This is a genomic window from Simonsiella muelleri ATCC 29453, from assembly GCF_002951835.1.
Lineage (GTDB): Bacteria > Pseudomonadota > Gammaproteobacteria > Burkholderiales > Neisseriaceae > Simonsiella > Simonsiella muelleri.
Genome location: NZ_CP019448.1, coordinates 618,172 through 629,760, shown reverse-complemented (window position 1 = coordinate 629,760; position 11,589 = coordinate 618,172). Strand labels below are relative to the sequence as shown.

Here is an 11,589-nt window from a genome sequence, read left to right as displayed (position 1 = left end):
AATGAAATTAATCATATGATTTTATTTAAATTTTAACTAATAAAATCCTTTCAGGCAGCCTGAAAAACAATCTGAAACCTCTGCAAAAGCCATCTTAAGGTGCGTTTTGTGGGGTAGTGATAGTTTTTGCATAGGTGCAAATCGCGATTCAATTTGCGTGAACACTTGATGAATACAAGGCTCACGCCCAATTTGTCGCGCTAAACCAGTTGCATCAGCTTTTGTCAAAAATGCGAAAAAATGAACATATTTTGATGAAAAAATTATCAGCTTTTTAAAGAATTTTAAGCACGTTTTAATCAGGTTTTAAACACCTTTTAAACGTGCTTTAATTTTTTAAATGCGGCGACCAAGCCACACGACTTTACCAATGATTGCTATGCTTTCATCTGTTTCTTCTGATAAATTAATTTCAAAAGGTTCATATTCAGGATTGGCACTCTTGATAAATAAGCTATTTGGAAAGCGTTGAACACGTTTGACAAAAACATCACTACCAATTCGCAATGCAAATAAACCGTCTTGTGGTTGGGTTTGCGTGTGGTCTATTAAAATGGTATCCCTGTCTTCCAGTACCCCCGACATACTGTCCCCTTTTACTGAAATAACAGAGAGTTGTTCAAAGTTTCTGCTGACAAAAGTGCCTAGCCAATCACGGCGGAAAGCTAAGCTGTTTTTCTGCTTTTCATCATTTGCCCATAAGCCACTACCTGCACTTGCTTGGATATCATAATATGGAATAAAAACAAACTCTTCTATATCAATCACATTGCCTTTTGTGTCAGTTGGCTTTTTCCAAAAAATGGGTTTGTCAGTTGAATTGGGGAAAGGCTCACCTTCTCCTGTCATTAACCATTCCCAATCACAATTCTTTAATTTTTTTATTAAAATCAATGTATCTGCTTTAGGGATTGTGTCTTTTTCAATGATACGCAATACCCCACTGATGGATAAATTTAAATCTTTAGCGATTTGAGTGGGTTTGGCATCGTTCCACAAAAAAGTTAATCGCTCCGCAAATGATTTCACATCACTCTCCACTTTTGTTTAATTGTCGCAGATTAAAACAAAAGACTAAACAAAAAAGTTGCGACAATCTTTTTTGTTTAGTATTGTTCCATTCACTTAGTAAAAACGCTAAGCCAAATAACTTAGTAAATGGAGTAAAACACATGACACAAAAAAACGCTGATAACCGAGATTGGCATCGCGCTGATATTGTGGCTGCTCTGAAAAAACGGGGTAAGTCTGTACGAAAATTTTCCGTAGAAGCTGAGCTAAGTCCCAATACTTTAATAAGTACTTTGCAATTCAAATACCCACGTGGTGAGAAAATCATTGCTGACGCACTGGGCTTAAAGCCACATGAAATCTGGCCCAGTCGTTATGATGAAAATTCTGTAAGCCACTCCGTTTAAACGTTTGAGCAATACAAATGCTTTTGTAAAACGAATTGTACAAAAGTTTACCGTATTATTGCAATCATTTTGGAAAAAAATCATGAATACGATTTCTTCTGCTGAATTGTTTGCCATGCAACTGCCTTGCTTACCTAAAAGCAAGCAAGGTATTGAGTATCAAGCCAAAAAAGGTTGTTGGGCATTTGTTTAACAAAACGGTTTGGACGTGGTGGTAAGTTAAAACGCTTTATCGTGAATGAGTTACCCAATGATGTGCATCAAATTGTTTTGGAGCGACAAGCAAATGTTCTTTTGGAACAGTTGCCGCAAGTGATAAAAAATCCTGTTTCAGGCAGCCTGAAAACACCGCTTGATTCGCATGATTTGTTGCTGGAGGCATTGGAAATTGTCCAGTCATTTCAAAATACTGAATCCGAATCGACAGCCGAAACAGCACCGATTGTCGCACCGTCTGCGGTGGCGCGTGAACCGCCCGAACCGTTTATCTCGCCTAGCCCCGAACAAAAGCAAGCGCGACATCAATTAAATCAAAGCATGATTCAGAAATTGAATTGTAAAATTTTTTCCTGATTTTGAAAGAAAAGACCATGAGTCACATTAACTTAAATGAATACCGTACCGATGCAAAAGGTAATTTAGTCCCCGTAAAAAACATCAAACCAATTGATTTGGCGCGTGATGATTTTGTCCTTTAAGCCATTGCCAAAATTCGTCCTGTACATGTTTTATTGTCTGATTTAAAAAGCGAAATCATGACAGATGTTCACGCATTCATTGATTTGAGTGTGGAACAATACGGCGTAGAGCGTAGCGTAAAAGGTAATGCTACTTTGTGCAGCTTTGATGGCAAATATCAAATTAAAATTGCCATGCAAGACAAGCTACATTTTGATGAACGCATTTATGCCGCTAAAGCACTCATTGATGAATGCTTAAATGAGTGGTCAGAAAACAGTCGTAGCGAACTGAAATTGATTGTTCAGGCAGCATTTGACGTGGACAAAGAAGGCAAAATCAACACCGTTAAAGTGTTAGCCTTGCGCCGACATGATATTCAAGACGAAAAATGGCAACGCGCCATGCAAGCCATTTCAGACAGCTTACATATTCAAACAACGCGCGAATACGTCCGTTTTTACGAACGTGATGATGAAACAGGCGAATATATTTTAATTAACCTAGATTTTGCGAAATTGTGAGATTAGTATGAAAACATAAAATTTATGCGTTGATTGCGATTTGCTTGCTGATTGCTTGGCTGGATATGCTGACCAATTTTAATGTTGATGCAAAAGATATTGCCAATTCTTCAGGCTGAAACCTTTGCAAAACTATCCGTCGTCATTACCGCGCAGGCGGTAATCCATTTTTAATCTTAAATAGATTTTTAATCAATCAAATAAAATCAATTATCTAAATTTTGCTATTGGATTCCCGCATTCGCGGGAATGACGAGATTTAGGTTAATTTTTGGGTTTTGCAAAGATTTCAGCCTTTTAGCAAATATGGCGAGCGTTATGTGGTGGACTTGTCCAATATCCAATACCGTAACCCAATCGGTGTCCTATTGGAACACGACTCCGACCGCAAAACAGGTGTGGCAAGCCTTAATTTAGGGACATCGGGCTTGCACATCACAGGGACGCTATTGTCAACCGAACACGGCAACCATGTCGCACAAACCGCCAGCGAAGGCTATCCATGGGAAATGTCCGCCCGAATCCAATCCGCCCGACAAGAAAAAATCACGTCAGGCGAAATTGTCGTTAACGGACAAACTCTTGCCGCGCCAATTGTGGTGTTGCGTGATTGCATGGTACGTGAAGTGTCGTTTGTGGCGGTGGGTGCAGATGCCTATACGTCTGCCTTGATGTTGTCGGACGGCACGGAATTTTCGCCTAATTTGCATTTATCTGATTCCAAAAATCCTCCTACTCAAACAAAGGATGCACCCAACATGACTCCCGAAGAACAAAAACAATTTGATGATTTAAAAAAAGAATTGGCGGAAACCAAAGCCGAATTAGCCAAAGTTCTCAAGAAAAACCAAGTCGATAAAAAATTATCAGCGGCTGGTTTTCAGGCAGCCGAGCATGGTTTTGCTGGCATTACCAAGCAGACGTACAACGTGTTGTTGTCGTTGAATGATGATGCAGCACTGGATGCGTTGGTGGGCGATTTGAAATTGACTGCACCGTCCACTAAGCCGTCATTGCCCGAATCTTTGACCGCAGACAAGCATCAACCCGACTCTTCAGGCAGCCTGAAGTTATCCGCCGAAACCAAACCCACAGCTTTGGGCGGTTATCCGATGGTTTGATTTTTAATGTGAATTTAAAAAGGGTTTAAACATGGAAGTTTTAGGTTTGAAAGTCAGTGATATTTTGATTGCGGAAGTCTCATCTATCACGCGAATTGAAGTGCCAGCCACAACAGGTTTAAAAGCTGGTCAACTGGTGGATTATCCGTTGCGTGGTCAAAAATTGGTTGCGCTGACTGATGAGCGTAATGGCACGGTACAAATTCAACCGCACAATTGCATCATCAATTTGGCATATACGCCGATGAGTGAGATTCAGGCAGCCTTTGCTGTTGAGGCGCACTCTGACGTAGAGGGCAATGTGATGTCTGTTGGCAATCACGATGCGCTTGAGGCTTTGCAAAAAGCTGGCGATAACTACGGCGTGATGTATCGTGGCACGCCAAGACCTTAGAACCTGCATTCACAGCCAAGCGCGATGTCTTTTTGCGCCATTTAGCACGCCTGTTGCGTTGAATTTCACGCTAATAGGAACGCTATTAGCATGAAATTCGCCTGACAGTCGTACCAACTGGAACAAAAATCCATTTCACGTTGGCTATGAATACAGGTTCTTAATTTAAAAAGGAAATCAATACAATGAGTGTAACCCATAACAGTGCATTTAGCACCCAAAATTTAACCGCAGCCATCAATCAAATTGAGCCGACTCCTACGCAAATTCGCGAATTGGGGATTTTTGAGCCGTACTACGGCACGAAAAAAGTGGCGATGATTGAATACAAAGAAAGCGGTTTGTCTATTGTTAAAAATTCGGCACGTGGCAAATTGGGCGGCGAGGCAACCGACGCGTCTCAACGAAAAGCCGAATATTTTGAAGCCACGCATTTGACGGTAACGGACAACATCTTAGCAGAAGATTATCAAGATGTTCGCGAGTTTGGCGGCAACGAATTAACCAATTTTAAAAACGTCATCACCGAATACCAAAACAATGCCAAATTGAAATTAGAAATGACACGTGAGCATTTAATGCTGGGCGCGTTGCAAGGCAAAATTTTAGACAAAGATGGCACGGTTATTCATGATTTATATGACAAATTTGGCTTGAAGCGTCCTGCTGAAATCTCTTTTGACTTGAGCAAAGATGACACGAAAGTGGGCTTAAAAATGGACACCATGCTATCGGAATTGCGTCAAGGATTCAAAGGAGCGGCGGTTACGGGGTTTGTGGCTTTGTGTGGTTCAAAATTTTTAACTGAACTCAAGTATCACAAAAGCATTGAACCGTTGTACACGCGCTTTCGTGATGGTGCGGTGTATCGCGAGAGCAACGGCATTAATCCGATTGAATTTGAACACAATGGCGTTAAATTCATTGAATACACAGGGAATTTTGGTAGCAAAGGCGCGAAAATTGCCACCAATCAGGCGATTTTGATTCCTGTGGGCAAAAAATTGTATCTGGAATATTTCGCGCCTGCGGACATGGCGGCGGCTGTCAATACTAAAGCTTTGCCTTATTACTCAACGATGGACAAATTGGGCGGTAACCATGATTTAGGTGTGAGTTTGCGTAGCCAGTCTAATCCGTTGCCGATTGCGTTGCGTCCTGATTTGATTCGTATTTTGACGGTGTGATGATGAATGCGGTTTCAGGCAGCCTGATTACTCAAGCCGATTTAGTCCAACGCTTTGGCGAGCGTGAGCTGGTTAATTTAACCGACCGCACCGCCAAGCGCGAAATCGTACCTGACGTGCTGCAAAAAGCCCTCAACGATGCTGAAGCGGAAGTCAACGGCTATTTGCGAGCAGCAGGTTTCAGGCAGCCTTTTGCGCCAGTTCCTTACGCGTTGGTGGTTAAAACGTGCGATGTATGTCGTTGGTATTTGTATGAAAACGGCATTCCTGATGTGGTGCAAAAGCGTTATGACAACGCGATAGCGTGGTTTAAGTTGCTGATAAAAAATCCGTCTATTTTGGGTTTTGATGCAGACGGCGTGGAAGAAGTCAAGGCAAGTGGTGGCATGGCTGTTATCCCGAATGAATTAAAGGACTGGAAAGATGTTAACAATCACTTCTGATGATTTGGGGAACATCGGACAAGCGTTGCGCCAGCTTTCAGGCAGCCTGAAAAACACGCGTCCGTTGATGCGCGGTATTGCCACGCTACTGGAAAACTCTACGCGTAAACGCTTTGAAACCAAAACCGCGCCCGATGGCTCACGTTGGGCAAACTGGACACCCAGTACCCAACGCGCTTACGCCAAACCGATTTACCGCCAACGCAACAAAAAACGCTATGTTGCGGCACTCAAACCGCGTTCTAAAGAACGGTTAATGCGTGATTCATCACGTTTGTTGCGCAGTTTGACGCGCCATGCCACAGCCAATTTGGCGCAAGTCGGCACAAATGTGGTGTACGCGCCGCATCATCAATTTGGCACAAAACGCATGGTGGCGCGTCCGATGTTTGGGCTGTCGGCGCAAGATAGCGCGGATATTGTGGATTTATTGCACGATTTTGTACGCGAACAATGGGAGCAAAGTTGATGAATTTATTTGCTGTTTTGCCATTACTCAAGGCGCGGCTGGCGGATTTGCCTGATGTTCACACGGTTCAATCCATTCAAGAATTGGCGCAATTGTTGGAGCAACGCGACATTCAGCCAATAGACAACGCGTTATACGTGGGTTTGGACGGCTACGCGCCGATTAACCAAACGGCTGGCAACAAACGCATGAAAAAGAAACGCTTAAGTTTTAGTGTGATTTTAGCTAAACAATTTTATGGTGCGGTTGACGTGCCGCATGAGGACATCGCCACAGGCGAGATGTTGCACCGAATTTGCGCGAGTTTGCAAGGTTGGCAGCCTGAAACCGCCGACCAACGCCCCATGACGATTACGCCGTTTGATGAAGTTCAGGCGGTTGAGCCGCTGTATTATGACAATTTTGCGTTGTATCCGTTGCGTTTTGAGACAGAAATTTTAATTAATTATTCAAAGGATTAACACATGACAAAACAAGACAATGATAATGGTTTGCTGCTGGTCGGGACGGGCTATGTTCGTAACCGCCGCATTTTGGGCAGCATGAAAGAGCAAATTGGCAACTTGATTTCATTGAAATTAACCAGTAAAGCTGAAACCAAAGTCCGCAAATCGCGCATGAAAGAAAGCGCAGGCAACGCATTGGACAGCGTAACCATCAAAGATGCAACCGAAATTGCGTTCGGTTCGGACACGTTCAACAAATTGACTTTGGGGATGGCTTTGTCGGGTAAATCCATTGAATTGGACACGGCAGCCGCCAACGTAGCCGATGAAGTGGTGCGCGTAACCGCTAAGGACGCATGGCTGGATTTGGCAAAACAGAATATTGACCGCGACAGCGTGAAAGTCAAAAACGCAGCAGGACAAGCCGTTAAATCTGAATACATTGAATTAAAAGATAATTTGGGTTGGATTAAAGTGTCGCCTGAAGCCGATTCAATTAATGTGGGCGAAGAGATTAAAGTGTCGTACAAAACCCGTGCAGGCGGTGGGATTCAGATTGAAGCCAGCACCGAAACGGATTATGACTTTGAATTTTGGTTAGACGGCTACAACGCCGCCAGTCAAAAAAACTTCATTTTACACATTCCCAGCATGGTGGTTGCGCCAAACAGTGAAATTGACTGGTTAAGCGATGATTTCGCCAAAGCCGAATTCACAGGAACGGCGGTACTCGTAGATGGCAACAAAGTACCATATTCTTATCAAGAGTTTAACGCTTAAATAGGCGTTTCAGGCAGCCTGAAAACTGGGTAACTGGGTTTCAGGCTGCCTTAAATAACTGCCGCAAAATTATTTTCAGAGAAAAATCATGTCGCAATCCAATATCACAGCAGGTATTCAGATTACCGCGAACGTGGACGGTATTCAAGAAATCAACAATTTGAGTCAAGCGGTTGATGATGCCAGCGAACAAGTACAAGAAATGCAGCGCATCGCCGCAGCCAAAACCACACTGGGCTTGGACGTGGACGACCATGCACGCGCAGAAATTCAAAAATTAGACAAAGCATTTGATGATTTGAAGCGCAGCGGTGGCTTATCGCAAGCCGAATTGGCGCGTGCTGCTCAATTGCACGCGCAAAAAGTGGGCGAATTAGAGCAAAGTTTGAAAAGAACCAAGCCATCATTAGCTGATATGACCAATGGCATTCAAGGTTTGGTGGGGGCTGGCGGTGGTTTGGCGTATGTAACCAACGAAGCGATTAAATTTGAAAGCGCAATGGCGCAAGTCAAAAAAGTAACCGATGCCACGCCCGAGCAAATTAACGCGCTTTCAGGCAGCCTCAAAGAAATGGCAGGACAATTGGGCATGATGCCCGATGAATTGGCGCAAATCGCGGCGGCTGGTGGGCAAATGGGTTTGGCGTTTGACAAGCTGCCGCAGTTTACCCAAATGACCGCGCAAATGGCAAATGCCTTTGGCATCAGCGCGGACGCGGCTGGCGAAATGTCCGCTAAAATCAGCAATGTATACGGCTTGCAAATCAACGAAATGGCAGAGTTGGGCGATGCCATCAATGCACTGGGCAACACCACTGCCGCCAAAGAAAAAGAAATTGGCGAAGTGTTGATGCGAATGGGCGGTAATGCCAAGCAATTTGGCTTGCTCAAAGAAGAAGCGGCGGCGTTGGCGGCGACTTTTGTCAGCTTAGGCAAATCGCCCGAAGAGGCTGGCACGGCAATTAATGCGTTATTGTCTAAATTGCAGAACGCCAAAATCGGCACGAATGACTTCAAAGACGGTTTGAACGCGTTGGGTTTATCGGCTGAAGAAATGGCTGCCAACATCGCCACCAACCCACAACGCGCCCTAGATGATTTTTTGCAACGTCTTGATAAATTAGACAAACAAGCGCGTAGTGAGATTTTAGGGCAGATGTTTGGTGCGGAATATTCTGATGATTTGGCGTTGCTCACAGGCAGCCTGAAAACCTATACCGAAGCGGTCGCCACTGCCACCGACCACACCAAAAATTTTGGCGCAATGCAACGAGAAGCCGACGCTGCACTCAACACCACCGAAGGCAAAATGAATCAAGCCAAAGCCGAAATTGCCAGTGCCGCCATTGAGTTGGGTAATACCTTGCTGCCGATTATTCAATTGACTGCGAATGTCATAGGCGATGTCGCCAAAGCGGTTACGTCAGTATCAGAGCAATATCCCGTTTTGAGTCAAATGGCGGTGTTGTTTTTGGGCGCGAAAATGGCGAGTGAGGGCTTGAGTGCGTCCTTGAAACTGTTGGGCGTGGACAGTGAGACCAGTTTTGGCAACACCAAAAAATCATTATCCGAACTCAAAAAAGAGTTGAAAGACGCAGCACAAGCCGCTAAAGAAGTCGGACGCGACATTAAAAACGCAGTCAAAGGCAATTTAGACGATATGTCCAATAATAACAACGCCATCAAAAAACTTTCAGGCAGCCTCAAAGAAATGGCAGCCATTGCTGCTGAAGCCTTTGCAGCGTTTGAAGTTGGGCATGGCATGGGGACTTGGTTGTATGAAAATGTTGGGTTTGCGCAAAATTTAGGCGACAACATGGCAAAAGTCATTGCGTATATGGACGCGATGGTAACCGACCGTACGTTTGAAGATGTGAACCGTGAATTTCGCACCACCAACGAATTAGCACGTGAATTAGAAAAAAATCAAAAAGCCGCCGCCCAAGCAGCTGAAAAACGCAAAGCCACTGAAGCCCAAGCGGCTGAAGCACAAAAAGCCAAATTAGCCGAATTACGCGCAGAATACAGCAAAATTCAGCAAAAATACGATGAAGTTTCAGGCAACCTGAAAAAAATGGTAGATGATGGCAAAGCCAATACCCAAGCCTATCGCGACCTATCTGCCGAACAAGCCTTGCTGGCTGGCAAATTGATGCAAAGCCAACTGGCACTTAAAGACTTCAGCGACAACAACACCGCCAACACCGCACAAACTCAAGCAGCTTTAAACAATCTAGGCGTAACAGCGGAGCAGCTTTCAGGCAATCTATCCAAAGCAGCCAGCGCAAGTATTGCTGATTTTGCCACCGCAGCTGCCAGTATTGGCAATCATGCCGAGCAAATGGCAACCGTGTTTCAGGCAGCCGTAGAAAAAATGGACTCGCCCGAAGCCTTGTTCGCGCTCAAAAATAGCCTGTCCGAAGCAGGCGCAAAAGCAGGTTTAACCGCTGATGAGATTAATCAAATCGCTGCCCTTGCGCCACAAGTGGGACTGGGTTTGGCGCAAATCAGCAAACCGTTGGGCGATGCCGAAGCCGCCGCCACCGCGCTGGGTGTGAGTTTAGAGAATGCCTTGTTGTTAGGCACAACAGGCGCAATGACCACTGCACTGGGTCATTTTGACAAACTAACCGCGCAACTGGACGGCTTGAAACAAAACGGTATCAACACAGGCATGGTGTTACGCGAAAGTTTGAGCAAACTAACCGATACCGCGCAGTCTGAAGGCGATATTGACGCGTTGAAATTTAAAATCAATCAGTTGGGTGAGACAGGCAAACTGTCCATGCAAGACGTGGAACGCGCTATTTTGGCAGCCGACCAAAAATTGAATCAATTGAAACAAAATACCGACCCCACCGCACAAGCTTTTGAATCATTGGGTATTCAAACGCGTGAAAGTTTGCGCTTGGCTGGCGAAGAGAGCCGCCAAGCATTTGAATTGGTCAAAAACAGCGGTCAGGCTACGGCGGCGGATATTCAGGCTGCCTTTGCCAAAACCGCGCAATCCATGCTGGCAAGTGGCGATGCCCAACAACAAGCATGGGTTCAATCACAAGCCGCCGCCTACAACTATGCGGTAACGGTTGATGCGACAGGCAAAGCCAGTCTTCAGGCAGCCGCGCAAACCCAACAAGCAGCCGATACGCAAATTCAAGCACATCAACAAGTTACCCAAGCGGCGACCGAATCCGCACAAGCGCAAAGCCAAGCCGCCAAAGCAGTTGTGGAAAATGTGGAAAACGTGGGCAAGGCAGCCGAATTCAGCCAGCATAAAATGTCGGATTTAGGCTCAAAAGTCCATGAAACGCTTAAGAAAATGGGCGCGTATGCCACGTTTGGCACGGCTTCATGGGCTAACACGCTGCGTAGCGTACAGGATATGTACATCAACATCAATCAAACCGTCCAACGTTTGAACGAAGAAACCGAAAACGGCGGCAACATCGCCGAACATTTGGCACGCGCCGAACTCATGGCAGCCAATAACGCTAGAAAATTAGACAAAACCACGTTGAATAATTTACACCAAGCGATTGATAAAGCGCGTCAAAAAATGCAACAACTGGCAGACGAAGCCGCCAACGCACGCAGAGAAGCCGAGAAAGAATTGCTCCGCGCACAAGGTCGTGATGGCGATGTGCAAAAATTAGAGCAACAAGAGAAACTAAATGCGCTCAAGCGAAAACAAGCCCAAGCGCAAAAAACAGGCAACCGCCAAGCGCAAGACGATTACGCGGCTGCCATTGCTGCCCAACAAGCCGCTTACCAAGCCCAAGCCGAGCGTGAAGCCGAACAAGAACGTGAACGCCAACAACAACAGCGCGAAGCCGAACAACAGCGTTTGCAGCAACAACGTGAAGCCGAACAGCAACGCCAACAGCAAGAACGCGAACGTTTGCAGCGCGAAGCCGAACAAATGCGGTTCAGGCTGCCTGAAAACAAGGTGGATTTAAGCGACATGGATTGGCGTGGTATGCAATTTGATTTTAGTGGTGTAACCGAAGCACTGGCAGCGCGTGATAACCAAATTAAACAGCAAATCCCAAATTTAATTAAAGAGTTAATGCCACAAATCGCCCAAGAACTCATTAAACAAATTCAAAAAGATAACAAACGAACCTCTTAA

12 protein-coding genes are annotated in these 11,589 nt (G+C 45.1%); 11 read left to right on the top strand and 1 reads right to left on the bottom strand.

All coding sequences use genetic code 11. The annotated features are described in order from the left end of the window. Positions 1–336: 336 nt before the first annotated feature. On the bottom strand, positions 337–1,029 hold the full coding sequence (locus BWP33_RS03110) for a S24 family peptidase (protein ID WP_002642964.1): 693 nt from the start codon (positions 1,027–1,029) through the stop codon (positions 337–339). Positions 1,030–1,172: 143 nt separating this feature from the next. Between BWP33_RS03110 and BWP33_RS03105 the strand changes: the two genes are divergently transcribed. The 11 genes from BWP33_RS03105 to BWP33_RS03050 all read left to right on the top strand — a co-directional run bounded on the left by BWP33_RS03105 (position 1,173) and on the right by BWP33_RS03050 (position 11,589). Then, entirely contained in the window at positions 1,173–1,418 is a 246-nt protein-coding gene (locus BWP33_RS03105; RefSeq protein ID WP_002642965.1) for a helix-turn-helix domain-containing protein, read from the top strand. Positions 1,419–1,595: 177 nt separating this feature from the next. Further along, positions 1,596–1,991 (top strand): hypothetical protein, encoded by a 396-nt coding sequence (locus BWP33_RS03095; protein WP_002642967.1) that lies wholly within the window; start codon positions 1,596–1,598, stop codon positions 1,989–1,991. Positions 1,992–2,119: 128 nt separating this feature from the next. Next, a complete protein-coding gene (locus BWP33_RS03090; RefSeq protein ID WP_425319632.1) occupies positions 2,120–2,620 on the top strand; it encodes a DUF3164 family protein in 501 nt (166 codons plus the stop codon). A 278-nt stretch (positions 2,621–2,898) separates the two neighbouring features. Beyond that, positions 2,899–3,741, top strand: coding sequence for a hypothetical protein (locus tag BWP33_RS03085; protein ID WP_211206399.1), 843 nt, complete (start codon positions 2,899–2,901; stop codon positions 3,739–3,741). 31 nt (positions 3,742–3,772) lie between these two features. After that, positions 3,773–4,135, top strand: coding sequence for a hypothetical protein (locus BWP33_RS03080; protein WP_002642879.1), 363 nt, complete (start codon positions 3,773–3,775; stop codon positions 4,133–4,135). A 185-nt stretch (positions 4,136–4,320) separates the two neighbouring features. After that, positions 4,321–5,322, top strand: coding sequence for a major capsid protein (locus BWP33_RS03075; RefSeq protein WP_002642878.1), 1,002 nt, complete (start codon positions 4,321–4,323; stop codon positions 5,320–5,322). Beyond that, positions 5,322–5,765: a gp436 family protein gene (locus tag BWP33_RS03070; protein ID WP_002642877.1), complete on the top strand. Its 444-nt coding sequence runs from the start codon at positions 5,322–5,324 to the stop codon at positions 5,763–5,765. The genes BWP33_RS03075 and BWP33_RS03070 overlap by 1 nt, the downstream gene beginning before the upstream one ends. Then, positions 5,746–6,234, top strand: coding sequence for a phage virion morphogenesis protein (locus BWP33_RS03065; RefSeq protein ID WP_002642970.1), 489 nt, complete (start codon positions 5,746–5,748; stop codon positions 6,232–6,234). Before BWP33_RS03070 ends, BWP33_RS03065 begins: the two co-directional genes overlap by 20 nt. Then, complete coding sequence (locus BWP33_RS03060; RefSeq protein WP_002642875.1) at positions 6,234–6,695, top strand: phage tail terminator protein; 462 nt, start codon at positions 6,234–6,236, stop codon at positions 6,693–6,695. Before BWP33_RS03065 ends, BWP33_RS03060 begins: the two co-directional genes overlap by 1 nt. Before the next feature lie 3 nt (positions 6,696–6,698). Further along, positions 6,699–7,460 (top strand): phage tail tube protein, encoded by a 762-nt coding sequence (locus tag BWP33_RS03055; protein WP_002642874.1) that lies wholly within the window; start codon positions 6,699–6,701, stop codon positions 7,458–7,460. 88 nt (positions 7,461–7,548) lie between these two features. Continuing rightward, the gene (locus tag BWP33_RS03050) at positions 7,549–11,589 is read left to right on the top strand and encodes a phage tail tape measure protein (protein ID WP_104930295.1); all 4,041 of its coding nucleotides are present in this window, start codon (positions 7,549–7,551) and stop codon (positions 11,587–11,589) included.

Bases quoted from the DNA above. Each gene is read 5' to 3' on its own strand.
- BWP33_RS03105 (WP_002642965.1), top strand. From the start codon at position 1,173: ATGACACAAAAAAACGCTGATAACCGAGATTGGCATCGCGCTGATATT.
- BWP33_RS03080 (WP_002642879.1), top strand. From the start codon at position 3,773: ATGGAAGTTTTAGGTTTGAAAGTCAGTGATATTTTGATTGCGGAAGTC.
- BWP33_RS03075 (WP_002642878.1), top strand. From the start codon at position 4,321: ATGAGTGTAACCCATAACAGTGCATTTAGCACCCAAAATTTAACCGCA.
- BWP33_RS03070 (WP_002642877.1), top strand. From the start codon at position 5,322: ATGATGAATGCGGTTTCAGGCAGCCTGATTACTCAAGCCGATTTAGTC.
- BWP33_RS03065 (WP_002642970.1), top strand. From the start codon at position 5,746: ATGTTAACAATCACTTCTGATGATTTGGGGAACATCGGACAAGCGTTG.
- BWP33_RS03060 (WP_002642875.1), top strand. From the start codon at position 6,234: ATGAATTTATTTGCTGTTTTGCCATTACTCAAGGCGCGGCTGGCGGAT.
- BWP33_RS03055 (WP_002642874.1), top strand. From the start codon at position 6,699: ATGACAAAACAAGACAATGATAATGGTTTGCTGCTGGTCGGGACGGGC.
- BWP33_RS03050 (WP_104930295.1), top strand. From the start codon at position 7,549: ATGTCGCAATCCAATATCACAGCAGGTATTCAGATTACCGCGAACGTG.